Origin of the sequence: Streptomyces vinaceus, from assembly GCF_008704935.1 — a bacterium.
Lineage (GTDB): Bacteria > Actinomycetota > Actinomycetes > Streptomycetales > Streptomycetaceae > Streptomyces > Streptomyces vinaceus.
This window is the reverse complement of the sequence record NZ_CP023692.1, coordinates 7,656,916-7,673,509: the sequence shown is the minus strand read 5'-3', so window position 1 is coordinate 7,673,509 and position 16,594 is coordinate 7,656,916. Positions and strand designations below refer to the sequence as shown.

The following is a 16,594-nucleotide window of genomic DNA, read 5'->3' as shown; positions in this document are numbered from 1 at the left end:
GGGTGACCCCGTTTCACGGGGTCCGGGCATCGGGCCCGTTGGGCGGGTCCGCTCCGCTCCCCCGCCCGTGACCCTTCCGGCTCCGCCTCCAGGGCAAGGGCCCGCTCCGCGGGCCCGGCAGGCAGCGATACACACGGGGTGGCCCCGAGGGGCTCTTCTTCCGCCCTTCAGCACCTTCAGGCACCACAGCACCGGGCCACCCCGAACCATGTCAGGAGCCGTAAGGGCCGCCTCCTGAGGAGCCGAAACGGCCTCCCGGCGCAGACTCCCGCGCCCAAGGGGCATCGCCGCGTTCCGGCTCCCCAGGGCCGCGCCCCGTCACCGGACCACCACCGGGAGCCGTCACCTGCACTGCTTTCCTCTTCCCCAACGCGTCCACCACGACAGAGAACTCGACCTCCTCCCCCTCGCCAAGGGACCTGTAGCCCCGGGCCGAGATTTCCGATTGGTGCACAAACAGGTCCTCCCCTCCCGAAGAAGGCATGATGTACCCAAACCCCTTCTTTTCGTTGAACCACTTGCAAGTCCCACTGAGCCGCTCACTCACAACAAACCCCTTCCGTCGCAACAGCACAACCACTGCAACCCAGCCTTCCACCGCACCACAGCCACCATGCAGCGCTGATCAAAAACACCCCCGACCGGCACCAGTTCTGCTACCGCCCGGCTCACCTGAAAACCGCCTAGACAGCCCCCGGGACCAGCCACAGCGTGAGCAGGCGTCCGCGGCATCCAGCACCGAAACCAAGCCTGCTTCAAAATAGAGCGCAGATTGACTCTGGAACCCATGCGGACTAACCCCACCATGGTCCGAGTATCTATATAGATAGACAAGCCGCAGGGCGCAGCCCTGCGGGCCGCCCGGGCCCGCAGGGGTGCTCTTGAACGATCGACAGGTCAGCTGGTGAGCTTCCTGCTGACAACCTCGTCGCTAATCCGCTCCAGGATCTGCTTGGTGGTCAGTTCTGTGGTGTCCAGCTGGATGGCGTCATCAGCCGGTTTGATTCGCTTCAGCGCAGGTTCTTCCGTGAGAAGTGGCTGGAGGAACACCTTCAACGGCGCGTCGGGGAACACGGCGGTGCCCATCTCCCTGCCGAGGGCGACCAGACCCGGCGGCGGACGGAATCCTCGCTGGCACCGCAGCAGTCCCGCGTGCGCCCCGGGAGCCCATCACGATGGAGGCGTTGGCTGCTGCCGTCTCCGTGCTGAGCTGGTGGGTGACGTCCTCCCCCTCCAGGAGGATCCGAGGCTTGGGGCCAAAGTGGAAGCTGACGTCGAGGTTGCTCGCCAGGGCTTCGAGCTGCTTCTCATCCGTCCAGCCAACTCCATGTTGTTTCGCCGCGAGGGCCAGCAGGTGAAACATGGAGCTGCCGTCGAGCAGGCGCCAGCCCAGAGACTCCGACAGGTGCCCGGCTACCTCCCAGGCAGCCGTGCGGGAGTACGCATCGATCGTGATGACGGGGACTTCAACGCGCATTGCATGACCTTTTCAGGCAGGGGAACGATCTTCATCCGTGCTGGTCACCGTAGCCGAGGCATCCGTGGCGAGGCTGGAATCCGGACAAGTGCACCCGGACGCCTGGCGCCCCACTCGCAAGGGCCGGTCCGGCCGCCGGCGATCTCTTCACGAAGCCCAGCGACGTCACACCACGCGGGCTAGCCGACCATGATCAGGCAGACAAGCCGGCTCCACGCGGGCCGGCTCCCCACACGAGTGGACACCACCGGGACGGCTTCGCGATCTACGGGTGAAATCAAGCAGGCCCCGGACGGCTTCGTTTCCGGGGCCCGCTTGGTGCGCAGCGTTGGGGCGTCAGGTCAGATGTGCTCGACTGTCAGGATCTCGTACGTGACTGTGCCGCTGGGCGTCTCTACGACAACTGTGTCGCCTTCGGATTTGCCGAGCAGCGCTTTCGCAATAGGGTCGCTCGCGCTGAGCTTCCCGGTCTTGATGTCTGCCTCGTCCTCGCCCACAATCTGGTAGGTCACCTCGTCACTGGTATCGGCGTTTTCGAGCGTGACCGTCGTGCCGAAGAACACCGTGCCATTACGGGTAATCTTGGTGACGTCGACGACGACGGCGTTCGCCAGCTTGTGGTCAATCTCAGCGATCCGTTCCGTGTTCTCTTTGCTCTCGTCAGTCGCCCTGACCGTCCTGCGATAGTTCGCCTCTTCGCGCAGAAGCCGAGAGCCGTTGACCGTCATCTGGTACTTGTTGACCTGCGGCATGCGATGCCTTTCGTATGGTGGGACTTCGTGGTTCTCAGCACTCCTGCCGAACGTGGCGGCTCGGCGCTCGTGCCACAGCCAACAGATGCCCTGCTGACGCATGATCAAGATATCGATGCAGCTTCCCTCGGTACCGGGCTCCCCACACGAGTGGACGCCCCGGAACCCGGCCCGAGACGGGTCCCGGCTGAGGATGATGTGGGGATGGGACACATGATGGTCGTGGCGGTCGCACCCGCCGACCTCGACCTTCTAGACGCTCTCGTGGCCGAGCAGCAGGATGCCGAACGGCGCTGGCAGGCCAGCGCCGAGGACGCCGCAGACATCCCCCACCTGCGTGGCGCAGCGCTGCGGGCCGCCCGGGCCCGGATCCGGGCCGAACGCGACCAGCGGCGGGATGACGGGCGTCACCGGGTGACGAGGTGGCGGGCCCTGGCGCCTGCGCTGCGGGTCGAGCTGGAGGCGGCCGGCATGCTGCGGGAGTGGGAGCCCGTCCCCGCGGGCGCCGCCCAGGCGGGGCAGACACTGGGCGGGACCGGCCCCGGCGGGGGGCAAGGGCTGACGGGCCGGCTGTGCGTCACCCTGCCCGACACGCTCGCCGTGCCCCTGCACCGCGGCGTGTACTGGACGAACGAACCCCACGTGACCGCCCTCGACGCGTGGACGGAACGCTGGGGCACCTGGCCCCACAGCCGGGCGACCCCACAAGCGCTGGACGAACGGGCGCGGCTGATCGGACAGATCACCACCACCGGAACCCTCCTACGCACCGCCCTCAAACGCACACTCGAAAGCCGCTGAAGAACGGGGCGGGGCAACAGGTGCTCGCAGACCCTGCCATGCCCCTTCAGGCCCGCTAGAACGCCCCCGCTACGCCTCGGGGGCCGCTCCTCCCGGGCCCGGCGCAGGGCGCCGAGAATGGGAGTGCGGCGTCATCACCGGCGGGCCGCTCCTGAAAGGAAGCCAGGGGTACGCCTGCGAAGTGGACCACCTGGCCGTGGACCCGAAAGGTCCACTCCGCTACTGACCTACAAGGTGCGTGGTAGCCGGCGGTGGGTGGGGTCGGCGGAAAATACGCGTTTCGCATTCGGACAAATACACAGAGTGACGATACTGGGGTTATGTCTCCATTCCCCGAAGGCAAGTTCACCATCGTCAACAACGAGACCGGTCGGGCCGTACGCGTGCGTCTGGGCCGCACCACCGACGTCAGCGACTACCAGAAAGGCACCAAGTACCTCCAGAACCACACCACGCCGCCGCTGCTGGAGCTGGGCGAGGCCGACAACACCCCCGTCACTGCGTGGTGGCACAGCACCCTCCAGGACCCCGTGGCGCGCCGGCCGTTCAACCAGATCGTCAGCCACGCCGTCGGCGAGTACCAGAACATCGGCAACTACTGCGTGTGGATGCACAAAAACGCGTCAAAGGAGGCCCTCGAGCGCTTCTCCACCGAGGAGGCCTTCCAGAACCGGCTCGACGGCATGCCCGCAGACGTACGCGGCCGTCTCGCCCCGCTGATCCCCGCCGAGTGGACGACCATCCAGGCAGACGCGCGGGCGGAGAAGGCACAGAGCCGGGCATTCCGAGAAGAGGAGGAGGCCTACGCGGCCGCGGACGCCGAGTTTGAGGCGTGGGAGGCCGAGGACAACCCCCCCAGCGCCGAAGACCTCGGCCGACTGCGCGCCTACCGGCGGGAAATCATCGAGGGCACCATCCCCACCCCGGAAGAGACGGAGGAGTTCAGCCGACAGCCCGAGGGAACGCGGGACAGGTGGCTGAGGACCTACATCCTCTCCCCGGAGAAGCAGGAGGCGCTTCGGATGGGGATCGAGGAGCAGATGAAGAACGCAGTCGAGCGCCTGAAGAACGACCCGCGCGCCGAACAGGTCGCCAAGCGCGCCGAGAAGCTGCTACCTGAAATCAAGGAGCGCCGGGCCGCCGCCGCCCTGGCCGCCATCCCTCAGGACGACCTGCACGAATGGCACTCCAAGTGCTCCTTCCGCAAGGTCATCGGATCCCGCGGCGACACCGAATTCACCGGCGTCCGCCGCGGCAGCAGCCAGTACGATCGCCTCATCGCCGCGCTGGATACCTACCTGGAAGCCGCGGCCAGGGAAGGCATCGTCCCACCGGTGATCGGCTCCGACTGCGCCACCAGCGTGTACGGCTGCGGAGCCAGCACCGGCACCCGAAACGCCTACGGGTGGACCTACGACGGCACCTACATCTACGCCGCCGACAGCCACACCATCTCCGCCGAGCGGACCTACTGGACCGACGCAGACGGATATCTGGTAGGCCGCCCCAAGGGCGGCCCCGGCCAGACCTGGTCCATCACGCAATGGAAGCCCTAGCCCGGCACCAGCCAATCCCCCGCACCGTGCCCCCGGCCCCAACCGGCCCGGGGGCACGGTGCGGAGGCACACGGGCCGCCTCGCCGCCCCGCCCGAAGTGGGCGCAGCCCACTCAGACGTACGCCACGGCCTCCAGCGGGGCCACAGCTCCGGTCACCTCCGGCCAGACAGCCACGGTGCCAGCGCGTTCCGCCGCCGCACGACGGCGATGCAGCGCCATGCAGCGAGTGACGCCCCGGGCTCGGGCTCTGCGGCCCGGGGGCATCACGAACGCCTCTACTTGAGAACGACGTTATGCGCCGGAACGATCACGGGCTCTACATACGCGTGGCCGAGGTCAGCCAGGATCGGGCCCAGGATCTTCGAGAAGTCCTCCAGTGCCTCCTCGCTCTCCCAGACCTCGATCCACCGCCAGCCGCCCTCGACCGGCCCGGCGACGTGGGCGATGAGCCCCGGAGCCGGCACGTCGCTGAGCGAGGTGAACCCACCGCCATCAGTCAGGCGGTCTACGACGACGTCATAGAGCTCAGGCCCGTTGCCGGGAAAGTCGGTAGTGACGATGACGGCCATCCGCATGCTCCGATCTCCGTTAGCCGCGCGAGCCGCGGCGCAACTCCAGAGAGCCTAACTAGGCGTGATCAGGGAAACACGAGGGGAAATAGCCAGCTCGCCCGGCAGGCCCCACCCTCTGCCCTGCATGGCGGCGCCCGGATGCCTCACCGTCCACCCCTCCCCCGCCCGGCCCGCCAAAGCCTCCCCCTCCATCCCGGCAGACCAACAAGCAGCCCGCCGCGCCCCGGCCGGTACGGCCGGACACCGGGCCGGAACTGCCCCTCTCCCGCCTGCCCGAACCATCCGCCACCCCCGAGGATGACCATTCGCCCGCCCCCGCCGGCCACGCCCCGGCCGCCCGAGAGACATCCGACGAGAAACGCCACGCCCGGCACGCACCCCGGCGCAATGCCGCCCCGCCGAGGCACGCCGTGAAACCCGAGCCCACGAAAGCCAAGACGCGGCCGAGCCGTAGCCCCGCCCACCCGGCACGACCCGCGACGGGCACGGGGACCGCCGACATGACGGCCCTGTGCCGCGCCGCGCACGGCGTCACCAGCACCGCCATCACCGCACTGTGTCACCAAACCTACGGCCGGTAACCTGCACACACTCGCGCAGAAAATCGAACCGATCCAACAGGAGGGACGTCCTGCGCAACCCCAGGAGCACCCATCCTGCCCGCGCCTGTAGGGCACGAGCAGGATGCTTCAACGCCACTTCCTACTTTGCGTTGACCGAGTCCTTGAACGCCTTGCCAGCCATGAACCTCACGGTCCTGCCCGCAGCGATCTCAACGGGCTCGCCAGTCTTCGGGTTCCGGCCCATACGCGCAGCTCGCTCCCCCACCGAGAACGAGCCGAACCCGATCAACTGCACCGAGTCACCCTCCGCAACCGCGCTTTTGATGGTGTGCAGCGCGGCGTCCAAGACCTTGTTCACAGACGCTTTGGAGGCCTCGGTCTCCTCCGAGACGAGATCGATCAGTTCCTGTTTGTTCACAGCTGTCTCCCTCTGATGAGCGTGCCCGGACAAGCGGGCGTCCCCGGACGCACGGTCAGCGCCCTGCACGCAGAAAGATCACACGAAAGACGTGGGCGCGCCTTTCGGGCTCGTCCGACTCGCCCAACCACCCGACGTATCCCCACCGCGGCCGGGCCGGTCCCGGCGGCCGAGCTCCGAGCAGTGGTCGGCCCGGCGGTACTACCCGGCACCTGGCCAACAGGAAGCTCGACGACGAGCAAGGCAAGGGCTCCACTTCGCGGCCCGGGCACGTCACGCCCCACCGGCGGTGCCGGGCCTGCCCTCGGGAGCCCGGACGCCGGCGGAGCATGAGCGCAGCGGTGCGGCCGCGACCGTTGCTGGGGCGGCCCGCGTTGGTGCTCCGTTCAGCACCAGGCCCACCGGCCCGTACCCGTACCAGTCGGCCCAGCCAGCCGCACGCGGCCAGCACCGCCCCCGCCAGCACGCTGCCGGCGACACGACGCTGTCTCCCGCTCATCACCACCGCGCACCCCCCTGCAGCTGACGCGGCCACCCGCTCACCCGGTCGCCCCACACCGCACCATCCGTCACCGCCGGCGGCCCGACCCCTTCGCGGGCGCGGCAACCTGCCGGTGCGCGGGCACAGCCGGCTCCGTGGGCGTGGTCTGGCCGGGGGCCGCGCCGGGGGTGGTGGTGGAGCGGGAGCGGGCGGCGGTCGCGGAGGCACGGGGGCTGTCGGGGATCGGGGCGCCGGGCGGGGTGGTCAGGGCGCGCAGAGTCGCGCCGACCATGCGGCCCGCGAGTTCACCGGGCGGGCCCTGCCCCCAGGCGCCGTCGTCCATCAGGCCGGCCTTCAACCGCCCCCGCAGCCCCTGCTCGCCTTCCGGGCCGCGGGCGATCCCAGCCATACGGGCCGCGAGCAGCGGCCAGGCCCGGGTACTGACCAGCAGGGCGGTCTCCCGCTCCGAGCCGATGTAGTCGCGCGCGATGTTCACCAGCCGGCTGTTCGCCGCCGTGCCGACACCCAGCTGCTCCAGAGCCGCGCTCCGGTCAGACAGGTCCAGATCGTTCGGCACCGACAGGCCCTCCGTCAGCGGCCCCCACATCGCACGGGCATCCGCACTCACCGCCACCGGCTCCAGGACCGGAGCCTGCGCCGGGGCCGGACCGGGAGCAGCCGGAGCGGGGGCGGCGGCCTGCGGTGCGGCGGGCGCCGCGTACGGGTTCGGGGCCGGAGCCGGACCGGGAGCAGCAGAGGCCGGGGCAGGGGCTGCGGCGGGGGCGGGTCGTGCGGCGGGCACTGCGACCGCGACCTGCGGTGCGGCCGCCGCGACCTGCGGTGCGGCGACCTGTTGAGTGAGGAGGGCGGCGACGGCCCGGTCGACGCCGACGCCCTGGTCGTGCGCGGCTTTCAGGAAGCCTGCGACGTCGACGCCCTGCCGGTCGAGGAGGGCCATCTTGGCGGCCATGTCCGGCCACGCCGGGGAAGCCAGGATCGCGTCGCGGACCAGGCCCTCGGGCATCGTCTTCTGGAGCAGGTCCGCCCACCGGTCGGTGCCCGCCGCGGTGATGCGGGCCTGGTTGGCCTCCACCGCCTGAAAGACGGTCTTGGCCGCCTGGCCGAGCTGGGGCAGGAACGTGGTCAGGTCGACGCCCGCCTTCTGCAGCCCGACCATCTGCCCCGCCATCGCCGGCCAGTCCTGCCCCGCCATCAGGTCGGCCAGCACCCGGTCGTCCAGGAGCGGGCGCAGCGCGTCGGCGGCCCAACCCGGCGCGAGCTTTTCCTCCGGCTCGGCGAGTTCCTCCTCCGTGCCCTGGCGCTGTCTCTGGGCGGCACGGCGTACGGCATCCGAGATCGTCATCATCAGCCGGAACGCCGCCGCGGAAGTCTGCACGGCCTCGGCCATCGACTCGGCGAACGGATCGATGGCGGGCACGGCAGCGGGGTCGGGAGTGGACACGGGTTTCTCCTCGCGGCAGGTCAGCGGGACTTGCCCGTCCCCGGCCTCGACGGGCCGGGTGCACGGGGCGGCACACCGCTAACGGCCCCCGGCGACCCCGGGCCACGGCCCACCGACAGTGACGTCCGCACGGTACGCGCCGGGCCTGTACGCGCGGCCGGTGCGCCGGCCGCGGCGGCGGCCTCGCGCAGCAGCCGTCCCGCTTCCGAAGCGGCCTTCGCCTGCGCGCGGTAGGCCTGCGCCTCGTGCCACAGGCGGGAAGCCTCCACCGCCTCCACCAACGCCACCAGAAGCGTCAGGACCACCAGCGCGCCGCCGCCCCGCGCGGTGCGCGGGGCCCGCTCCAAGGCGCGCGCCGACGCCCGCCAACCCGCCCGCGCACGGCCCTCCAGCGACCGCTCGCCCGGTGCCCGGCCGGCCTGCTCGAAGGCCTCCGCCGCCGCCGTCAACCGCTCACGCACCTGGGCGGGGGCGTGCGCGGCCGCGGCCACCAACAGGTCCCCCAGGGCCGCCACATCCCCCGCTCCCTCTGCACGCCCGGAGCGGGCGAGCGAGGCCGCCGCCTCGCGCACCAGGCGCTCCGCCACCTGCCACTCCGCCGGACCCACGACAGGGGTGAAGCGCTCCCGTACCCGCGGCAGGGACAAGTCGTAGGCCAGGGAACTGCCGGAGAACCAGACCGGGCGCGACCCGCCCTCCGCGCGGTCGCCCGGGAGAGCGACCGCGTACCCGAGCAGGACACCCGCATCGTCGCGTCGCTCGCGCACGCGTAGCCCGGCGTCGCGCAGCCGGTCGAGGAAGTCGGCGTCGTCCCGGGCGAGCGCGGCCGCGGTCCGCACCGAGCGCTGCAACGTCTGGCGGGCGGTCTCCAGCAGGCCGCGCCGGTCCGCCTTCGCCAACTCCCCCGTCGACGGACGCCGCACCGCCGTACGGTCCAGCGGCGACATCGCCACCAGGCCCCAACGGGCCTCGAAAACGCGGGCGGCGCCGTGCATGGCGAGGATGTCCCCGCGCAGGCGGGGCTGGCGGCCATCCACCCGGGCCAGGGTCGCCACCAGGTGAATGTGATCCTCAGCGTGGCGCACCGCGACCCACCGGCAGGCCCGCTCATCGCCGAACGCAGCGATACCCGCCGCGTCCACCATCGCCGCCGCGACCTCCGCCCATTCCGCATCCGACAGGACCCGGTCACCGGGCGCATTACGGACCGAGACATGCCACACTTGCTTGGCCGGACGGGCGCCGCGCAAGGCATGCACGGGGGCATCCAAGAGGTCCGCCAACTCCCCCAGCGACATCCGGCCCGGGTCGCGTACCGGGCACGGCACATCGGGGTCCCAGCCAGCGACGAGATGGGGGTCAGTGTGCTCATCGCGCTTACCCGGACCGAAGAGATACTCCAGCAGAACAGGGGTGTCGTCGCCCATGTCGGGCTTCTTCGGCATCACGTGCGGGACCGGCGTTCACGCATCACCGCCACCGTCGCCGCATCCACCCGCACCACCGCCCCACGAGCCTCGGCCAGGACCTCCTCCAGGGCGCCCACGGCGGTGCCATCGCCGCCGAGCTCGTTGAGGCGTACCGCGATCTCCCGCAGCCCGGCCCGCGCCTTCACCAGCTCGCGCAGGACGTCGGCGCGGTCCGCGGAGACCGGCACCAGAACATGCTGCGCGACCGCCATCGCCTGCAGCCCCACCCACCCCGCCACCGACATCCCCTCCCGGCCCGCGGCCGCGCGGACGACCGCCAACTCGGCCGGGGTGAACGCCACACCCACCCGCTCCGAACGCCGCTCCCCGCTCTCCCGCTCACGCCGGCGGCCACCCACATCAGCTGTCACCCAGCCACCCCATCTCGACCCCCCGGAACGCCGGAAAACGAGCCCGCCCGCCCGGAACCAAACAAGATCAGTCAGCGCGTAATGTTCCATTCCGCACTAACTGGCTGCCAATTTCTAATGCCTGAAAAAATCCTCCCAGCCCACCCCACGAACCGTCCACCAACCGGCTTCCCGGCCGTCCACAACCACCCCAACCAGCGACCCCCCGGGAACACGCCAGCACCCGAAGACACCCGCCCACCCACGCCCACACCCACGCCCCCGCCGCGCGACCCCGCCCCGCCGCGCCCACACCCACCACCCCACCACCCCACCACCCCACCACCACCAACCCCCCACCCACCACACCCAAGACACACGAAGCGACGACCACCCACTGGTTGAAGCCCCGCCCTCCGGGTCGGCCCAGTGCGGTCGCGCACTCCTTCTGTGGGATGCGGAGACCTCCGTACCGCAGCCCTCCGGGTGCGGCAGGATGCGCGAGTGAGCTTCCTGCCCCAGATCGATACCAAGCTGAACGTGTGGACCCTGGCCGCCGTTCTGACCGCCTTGTACACCCTGCTCGGGATCGTCCGCCGATGGTGGAACGCGAGCCTGGGTAAGCGCTGGCGGCTGGTCAAGGCCTTCCGCCGGATGGCGCCATACGTGCGCCACGACTACGTTAAAGACCTCTTCGGCGAACCTGCATGGGAGCACAAACAGGGCGTCAGCATGTACGGCGGGGAAGCACCGGAAGCCGGCATGCGCGAGGTTGACCTGACCGTTCGGACTTGGCCGCTGGGAACGCTCGGCTACCTAGTCACGTGGTCTAGCGAGCATGACGAAGTGCTGATGTACTCGTTGACCACGCGCAGCTTCTTCTTCCGTCCGCGGGTGCGCGTGGGCGACCGACGGATCACCCTCGGCAGGTCACGTCTGGCCGTGCTGTCCGACACGGCTCCGGACGGTTTCGGTCCGTGGTCCACGCTGGGCGCGAGGCGGTTCGGCTACGCCGAGCGACACTTCTTCGGAAACCCCGGCGGCTATCTCGACTGGGTCGTAGGCGTGAGCGACTCGGGGTCCCCGGCACTCGCTCCCATTGGGTGCGACGGAGATGGTTGGAGCGCCGCGGGGCTGGAGTCATACCGGCGGCGAGCGCGCATCAACTCGCTTCTCGTCGCAGGTTCCACGATCGACGTCGACAGCGTCATGCCGTACGGCATTGCTCCGGACTACGACCGGGTTCGGTTCGTGGACCTGCGGCATCCCGCGCGTGCTGCGGTCACAGCCTGGTTCAAGAGCGGAGCCGCTCGTGTGCGCCGGGTGTGGGACCGCCGTCGGCGTTCCGCGTCTGTGACGGCCCCCGAGTGACGCCGGCCCGGCGAGATCTGCCTCAGCTTTCCTCGGGCTCCATCCATGAGGACGGCACCAAGGCCGTGTCGTTGCCATAGCGCCAGCGCTCGACGACATGCTGGCTGAACATGGGGTCGGCGAGGTCGGCATGTTCCATGACGATGATCTGCAACTCGCCGTCGAGCTGCTGAAGAGTGTGGTGGAGGACTTCGAAGACGTTCAGCAGGTGCAGGCGGTCGTTGGTCTGGAGCTCCTCGTCGCCGGTCGCCTCGGCCGGGAAGTAGACCTGTGAGGGCTGGTCGAGAATCAGTACCCGAGGCACGGGTCCTTGGTGCTTGGCGAACCACTCGTGGAGGCTGAGGAGGGTGGAGATGTGATAGCCCAGGTGGTTCTCGGCACTGCCCATGCTCTTGAGCTGCACGGGGCCGTCGATGGTGTCCGCGACCACGGTGAGTCGGCTGGTGTCGAGGCGGATGGGCGAACCGGAGAAATCCAGGTCGAGTGCCTTCGCCTTCTTCTTGATCTCCTGATTGATCAAGGACAGGAAGCTGGTGAGTCGCTCTTCCTGCGTACTCCCGCTGAGCTGGTCCTCAAGTTCAGCGATCTGCTCGCGCAGCGCCTCACGGCGGTCCTGAACCCGGGGCGCCGCTGCGTGCTGGGCAGCTGTGTCGAGGAAGAGACTGATGCGGCCCTGGACGATGGCGGCCCGTCGCAGATCGTCTGGCTCGCGGTGAATCGTGCGCAGCGCGGTAGTGAGCTCGTTGATCTCCTCCTGGTTGCGGGCAAGCTCGGAGCGGAGTGCCTGTAGGCGGCCTTCGCCGTCGACGATCAGGCGTCGGATCGCGGGGGTGTCGCTTCCGATCACTTGCAGATCACCGTCAAGGTGAGACAAGTCCCGCATGAGGCCGGCGACGGTCTCGTTGGCCGACGGGACATGGCCATCGCAGACCGGGCAGCGGGCTTGGTCTGCGGCGGCGTTTGCATCCCGGTTCAAGAGGCCTAGAGATGCCAGGCGAGCACGCTGCTCGATGGCCTGGTCGTTGAAGTCGCTGTTCTCCGCCAGGTCTGTCTTCAAGTCGGCGATCCTGGCTCGGGTCTGCGAGAAGAGCCGACGCAGCTCCGTCCGGCGTGTGTGGAGGGCGGAGAGTGGATCCTCGTCGGCGAGGCTGTCGCCTGGGGCGTTGTGGATCATGGCGTTGCGGAGGTGCCGGAGGAGCTCGTCTGCGGTGTGGGGGCCGGCCTGAGGAGGTACGAGGCCAACTTCGATTGCTTCGACGAGAAGAGCCTGGGCCTGGCCGCTGGCCGGGGCGACGTCCGTGGAAGTCGCGAGCATCGCTTCGTTGTCGGCCAGGTCCCGGCGCAGGTTGCGGAGCCGGTTCTGGAGCAGTGCCTGCTCGCGGTCGACCGCGCCAAGGAAGTAGGGAATAACTCCCCGGATAGTGTTCGGTTTCCAGTCCTCACCCTGCGAGTGGAAGAGGACGTCGGGGTTGGCGACCTCGTTTTGGGCCTGAAAGCAGAAGAAGAGGGCGTGGCGGACGGACGGCGCTATGAGGGTGTTCTTGCCGACGGCAGGAACACGGACGGTGCTGTCGATGCCACAGAAGTTGCTGAGGATGTCTTTGGCTGTGTCCTGCGGGGTGGAGAAGTGGAGGTCCTCCAGGCGCGGGGCCGGGGTACCGGTTGCCTGTGTAAGGACACACAGCACGGTGCTGACCGCGGCCTTGCCCTCAGGGGCGCGGCGGGCGACGAAGAGCTGCTGGCGGCCTCTGATGAGGGTGACGGCGTAGGCGCTGACGTAGTCGCGGACCTTGCCCGCCTTGACGGGGTAGTCGGTGCTGGCCAGGCAGTAGTCGATGATCGTCAGCAGTGCGCTTTTCCCGCGCCGGGAGTCGCCCGTAACGATGTTGAGGCTGCCTGTCCGGAAGGGGACGGTACGCATCTGACCGGGCTGCTTGCCGTAGATGGTGACCGCTTGGATCTGGAACGTCACGGTTTGACTCCGAGAAGCGTCAGGACGGTACTCAGGCTGCCGGTGCTGGGCAGCCAACGCCCGAGGAGCAGGGCGGCATTCTGGATCGCGATGGTCTGCTGGGTGGCGCCCTTGACGGTCTTGGTCGTCGGCCCGGCCGCCAAACTGAGCCCGTTCCCTTGGGCCCGAAGGGCACCGACCTGGAGGGCGAAGAGCAGTCCGGGACGGACCACCCCAGCGATCGGTGCGGCGTTGCGGCTCATGGCGATGCGCACGGCCTCGTTCGTGTCGAGCCACTTCATGAGACCGGTCTTCATCGTGCCGGGAAGCACAGATCTGATCGAGGGCTGAAGGGCCATCACCGCGGCCACGACGGCCACGGGCAGGGGGCATGCAGCGCCTTCGTACTGCATCGCGTGGCCCTGCACGGCGCGGGTGCACAGCAGCCCGGTAAAGGCAGGGTTGTACAGGACTCGCTCTTCGCGGCTCAGGTCCATCAGCGAGCCTCCACCGGTTCAAGGAGCTGCATGAGGCGGGCCGCGAAGTCCGGGTGCCAGCCGACCCTGCACTCGTCGGCCAGCATGTGGTACGAGCCCTTGGGTACGAACACCTCGTGGCATCCGTTGCGGATCTGGGTGCGGGCTTCCCGGTCGACCCACCGGTAGATCGTCCTTGCCTCCTTCTTCTTCTGTTCCTCGGTCGCCTCGGATCCCAGCTCTTCCGCCATTTCTGCGAAGCGGGACTGCCACTCCTCCACGAGCCGGCGCTCGTATTCGCCGATCTCGCCCGGGCGCAGCAGATTCTCGTTCAGCCACCGAGACCGCTGCGCGAAGGCCCGGACGTAGTCCCTCACCGCGTAGCCGATGCGTTCCGATCCGACTCCGATCAAACCAAGCTGCCTGACGAAGATCTTGTCGGTCTCCTCGTTGACGTTGCCAGTCATGCCAGTGATGTCGGGGTCGATCGGAAGGTTGTCGTAGCTGAACTGCCGCTGGAGTCCCGTGAAAACTTCGTCGAACTCGACACCGGTGACCGGGTTGCCGCCGGGCGTACGCATCTGCTCGATCACCCGGTCGTAGAACCAGCCCTCCAGTCTCTGGAGGAAGGACTCAGCTGCGTCGCGGCCGGCAGCCAACCCAGCAAGGCCCCGCATGGAGGAACGGACAACGTCGATGTCGTCCGCACCGCCGATGACCTCGATCCGCGAGAGCAACGCCCGCTGGAGTGGTACCTCGCGGGTGGCCAGCCCCAGGAAGGCGGCGAACGACTCCTTCATGGCCTTGCTCTTGCTGTCCGAGGTCGTGGCGGCAGTGCAGAGCAGCTTCAGGGCCGTGTCTTCGTCACGGTGGCCGCTGTCGCGATGCTGCAGGAGGAAACCGACGCTGCCCCTGGGGAGCTCGGCCGTGGTGAGCAGATACAGATTCGTGTGGTCGAGATCGAGGCGCCCCGCCGCAGCGCCCTCCGCCCAGATCCGAAGTGTCTTCCACAGGTCCTTCGACAAGTTCGTCAAACGCACGCCTTCGGCGCGCTGTTTGAGTTGCACAAGATCCGTCACGGAGCCCACATGCTGCTCGATGTCGTCAGCGGCCTCCACCGCGACGCTCCAGTCCGCGCCAGCGCTCATCCACTGTTCGATACACATGTGCAGCGCTTTGGCGAACTGGAACAGATAACCGAGAGCCGACGCTGACGCCTCGTACTGTTCGCCCCCGTCTGCCATCACACACCCCCAAAGCCAGACTGGTGCGGCGATCATTCCACGGGCACGGCGATCCGCATACGGTGAGTTGCAGATACGGCATCGCCTGTCCTGTGGCAGGAACGCCCTCCCCGCCGGAAGTGATGCCGCCGAAATGTGAGAACGCCTGCGTGCTTCGGCGTCGAAGTCAGTTCGAAGATCAGCGTTCGGCGACGGGACTCGCGGGAGAGCCCGCCCACACGACGGTCGTACCCGTTGTCATGGTCAGGCCGTACCTGTCGACGCTCGGCCGGCCCAGCTCCTCCCAACGCCAGTAGGCGGCGGTGACCTCATCCCACAGCTGTCGGGGTCCTGCTTGGGCCACGGTGAAGTCGGCCGCGGTGCGGCCGTCGTAGTCGACCGTCGCCCAGGAGCCGGTGGCCGCGTCTTGGATCTGGAGGCGGGTGTGGGCGTGGTCGCCGCTGGTGTCCCAGGCGTACGAGGCGTCGGGGACGGTGAGGCCGATGTGGAACTCGGCGTCGAGGTCGCCGCCCGCGACCGCCCATGGCGAGAGCCCCGTCGACGAGGCGGCTGCGCTGTCGTCGCCCGCGGGCGCGGTCGTCGACGGGCGGGACTCGGCGTGGGAGCGTGCCATCGGCATGAAGGAGGCGAAGGAGTGGAAGCGTCCGTGGGCGGGGCCGGTATCCGTGGCTGTGAGTTCGAGGGTGCCGTAGCTGCACCAGGGCGAGGTCCAGGGGGTCACGATGCGGCCGCCTGCCGGCCGGATCCCGGCCAGCCATTCGGGCGGGATGTGGTCGACGGAGAACGTGGCCAGGACGACGTCGTAGGGGGCGCCCGGCGGCCATCCGCCGGCGCCGTCCGCGGCCACGACCGTCGGCGCCCGGCCGACCCTCTTCAGGTTCTCCTGCGCGCCAGCGGCGAGGGTGGGGTCGAGATCGACCGTGGTGACCTGCTCATCCCCGGCCAGGATGCACAGCAGTCCCGCGTTGAAGCCGGTCCCGGCGCCCAGCTCCAGCACCCGGAGTGGGGCTTGGCCTTGGCCGGTGGGTTCGGTGAGGCCGGCCAGGAGGAGCATGCGGGCGACCATCGACGGCATGGACGCCGACGAGGACGGCAGACCGTCGGTGAAGCGGGTGACCAGCGGTTGGTCGGTGTAGGCCGCAGCCAGCCAGCCGTCGGGCTCCGTCGCCCGGTCCACGGACCGGTAGCCGCCCGATCCGTCGCGCAGCCAGATCCGGTCGGGCAGGAACCGGTGGCGCGGCACACGGTGGAAGGCCTTCCGCAGGCGCGCGGGCAGGGGTCGGCCGAGCTGCTCGGCGACCTGGCCGAGCAGCCCGTCGAGGAGCGCGCCGGTAGCGGGGGCATCCGGGGTGGCGGCACGGCTACCCCGTCGGACCCTGGTTGCCGGGCGGCGGGGGAGGTGGTGGAGGCGGGGGCGGAGGAGGTGGGACAGGCCGGTTGGGCTGATGCCCATCGTCACCGATCGGTGACCGGTGCTTGCCCTCCACGATCCCTGACACAGCAGACCTCCCACGGGTCGAGAACCCGCTAACGGTATAGCCGCCGGAGCCGGCACGACAGGGCGTATGCCGGACACGAAGAGAACCGGCGTGGCTGCTTCCCGCTGCTTGTAACCCTTGGCGTCCCCGGATCTGTGCTCGCCAGGGCCTG

15 protein-coding genes and 1 pseudogene are annotated in these 16,594 nt (G+C 69.2%); 3 read left to right on the top strand and 13 right to left on the bottom strand.

The features are described 5' to 3' along the window. Positions 1-211: 211 nt before the first annotated feature. From CP980_RS36835 to greA, 4 genes and pseudogenes are all read right to left on the bottom strand, one after another. Positions 212-547 (bottom strand): cold shock domain-containing protein, encoded by a 336-nt coding sequence (locus CP980_RS36835; protein WP_150530475.1) that lies wholly within the window; start codon positions 545-547, stop codon positions 212-214. Between the two features lie 350 nt (positions 548-897). After that, the gene (locus CP980_RS36285) at positions 898-1,143 is read right to left on the bottom strand and encodes a (d)CMP kinase (RefSeq protein ID WP_268257431.1); all 246 of its coding nucleotides are present in this window, start codon (positions 1,141-1,143) and stop codon (positions 898-900) included. A gap of 28 nt (positions 1,144-1,171) precedes the next feature. Then, a pseudogene (locus CP980_RS36830) lies at positions 1,172-1,477 on the bottom strand ((d)CMP kinase); the annotation flags it as partial. Positions 1,478-1,818: 341 nt separating this feature from the next. Then, positions 1,819-2,229 (bottom strand): transcription elongation factor GreA, encoded by a 411-nt coding sequence (gene greA, locus CP980_RS34915; RefSeq protein WP_208834807.1) that lies wholly within the window; start codon positions 2,227-2,229, stop codon positions 1,819-1,821. Between the two features lie 204 nt (positions 2,230-2,433). Here greA and CP980_RS34910 point away from each other — a divergent pair, with 204 nt between their 5' ends. Both CP980_RS34910 and CP980_RS34905 read left to right on the top strand, forming a co-directional pair. Continuing rightward, positions 2,434-3,030: a hypothetical protein gene (locus CP980_RS34910; protein ID WP_150530053.1), complete on the top strand. Its 597-nt coding sequence runs from the start codon at positions 2,434-2,436 to the stop codon at positions 3,028-3,030. A gap of 320 nt (positions 3,031-3,350) precedes the next feature. After that, positions 3,351-4,586: a hypothetical protein gene (locus CP980_RS34905; protein WP_150530052.1), complete on the top strand. Its 1,236-nt coding sequence runs from the start codon at positions 3,351-3,353 to the stop codon at positions 4,584-4,586. A 276-nt stretch (positions 4,587-4,862) separates the two neighbouring features. Here CP980_RS34905 and CP980_RS34900 read toward each other — a convergent pair whose 3' ends face one another. The 5 genes from CP980_RS34900 to CP980_RS34875 all read right to left on the bottom strand — a co-directional run bounded on the left by CP980_RS34900 (position 4,863) and on the right by CP980_RS34875 (position 9,923). Then, entirely contained in the window at positions 4,863-5,162 is a 300-nt protein-coding gene (locus tag CP980_RS34900; protein ID WP_229907141.1) for a hypothetical protein, read from the bottom strand. Positions 5,163-5,861: 699 nt separating this feature from the next. Beyond that, positions 5,862-6,209 carry an HU family DNA-binding protein gene (locus tag CP980_RS34890; RefSeq protein WP_425281776.1) on the bottom strand — a complete coding sequence of 116 codons (348 nt, stop codon included), beginning with the start codon at positions 6,207-6,209 and terminating at the stop codon, positions 5,862-5,864. A 500-nt stretch (positions 6,210-6,709) separates the two neighbouring features. Beyond that, on the bottom strand, positions 6,710-8,083 hold the full coding sequence (locus CP980_RS34885) for a hypothetical protein (RefSeq protein ID WP_150530050.1): 1,374 nt from the start codon (positions 8,081-8,083) through the stop codon (positions 6,710-6,712). A 20-nt stretch (positions 8,084-8,103) separates the two neighbouring features. After that, positions 8,104-9,510 (bottom strand): mobilization protein, encoded by a 1,407-nt coding sequence (locus CP980_RS34880; RefSeq protein ID WP_150530049.1) that lies wholly within the window; start codon positions 9,508-9,510, stop codon positions 8,104-8,106. Between the two features lie 17 nt (positions 9,511-9,527). Beyond that, the gene (locus CP980_RS34875) at positions 9,528-9,923 is read right to left on the bottom strand and encodes a hypothetical protein (RefSeq protein ID WP_150530048.1); all 396 of its coding nucleotides are present in this window, start codon (positions 9,921-9,923) and stop codon (positions 9,528-9,530) included. A gap of 483 nt (positions 9,924-10,406) precedes the next feature. On the opposite strand from CP980_RS34875, the gene CP980_RS34865 reads away from it, so the two are divergent. Then, on the top strand, positions 10,407-11,273 hold the full coding sequence (locus CP980_RS34865; RefSeq protein WP_150530047.1) for an ETEC_3214 domain-containing protein: 867 nt from the start codon (positions 10,407-10,409) through the stop codon (positions 11,271-11,273). A 22-nt stretch (positions 11,274-11,295) separates the two neighbouring features. Here the strand turns inward: CP980_RS34865 and CP980_RS34860 are convergent, their stop codons facing one another. The 4 genes from CP980_RS34860 to CP980_RS34845 form a co-directional block, all read right to left on the bottom strand. Then, on the bottom strand, positions 11,296-13,245 hold the full coding sequence (locus tag CP980_RS34860) for a DUF3732 domain-containing protein (RefSeq protein WP_150530046.1): 1,950 nt from the start codon (positions 13,243-13,245) through the stop codon (positions 11,296-11,298). Then, positions 13,242-13,721 carry a three component ABC system middle component gene (locus CP980_RS34855; RefSeq protein WP_150530045.1) on the bottom strand — a complete coding sequence of 160 codons (480 nt, stop codon included), beginning with the start codon at positions 13,719-13,721 and terminating at the stop codon, positions 13,242-13,244. Before CP980_RS34855 ends, CP980_RS34860 begins: the two co-directional genes overlap by 4 nt. Next, positions 13,721-14,944, bottom strand: coding sequence for an ABC-three component system protein (locus CP980_RS34850; protein WP_150530044.1), 1,224 nt, complete (start codon positions 14,942-14,944; stop codon positions 13,721-13,723). Before CP980_RS34850 ends, CP980_RS34855 begins: the two co-directional genes overlap by 1 nt. Before the next feature lie 178 nt (positions 14,945-15,122). Next, positions 15,123-16,397 (bottom strand): protein-L-isoaspartate O-methyltransferase family protein, encoded by a 1,275-nt coding sequence (locus CP980_RS34845; RefSeq protein ID WP_208834806.1) that lies wholly within the window; start codon positions 16,395-16,397, stop codon positions 15,123-15,125. Positions 16,398-16,594 lie beyond the last annotated feature (197 nt).

What these genes read in the sequence shown, in the direction of transcription:
- greA (WP_208834807.1), bottom strand. Translation starts at nt 2,229, where the DNA reads ATGCCGCAGGTCAACAAGTACCAGATGACGGTCAACGGCTCTCGGCTT.
- CP980_RS34910 (WP_150530053.1), top strand. Translation starts at nt 2,434, where the DNA reads ATGGGACACATGATGGTCGTGGCGGTCGCACCCGCCGACCTCGACCTT.
- CP980_RS34905 (WP_150530052.1), top strand. Translation starts at nt 3,351, where the DNA reads ATGTCTCCATTCCCCGAAGGCAAGTTCACCATCGTCAACAACGAGACC.
- CP980_RS34900 (WP_229907141.1), bottom strand. Translation starts at nt 5,162, where the DNA reads ATGCGGATGGCCGTCATCGTCACTACCGACTTTCCCGGCAACGGGCCT.
- CP980_RS34880 (WP_150530049.1), bottom strand. Translation starts at nt 9,510, where the DNA reads ATGGGCGACGACACCCCTGTTCTGCTGGAGTATCTCTTCGGTCCGGGT.
- CP980_RS34855 (WP_150530045.1), bottom strand. Translation starts at nt 13,721, where the DNA reads ATGGACCTGAGCCGCGAAGAGCGAGTCCTGTACAACCCTGCCTTTACC.
- CP980_RS34850 (WP_150530044.1), bottom strand. Translation starts at nt 14,944, where the DNA reads ATGGCAGACGGGGGCGAACAGTACGAGGCGTCAGCGTCGGCTCTCGGT.
- CP980_RS34845 (WP_208834806.1), bottom strand. Translation starts at nt 16,397, where the DNA reads ATGGGCATCAGCCCAACCGGCCTGTCCCACCTCCTCCGCCCCCGCCTC.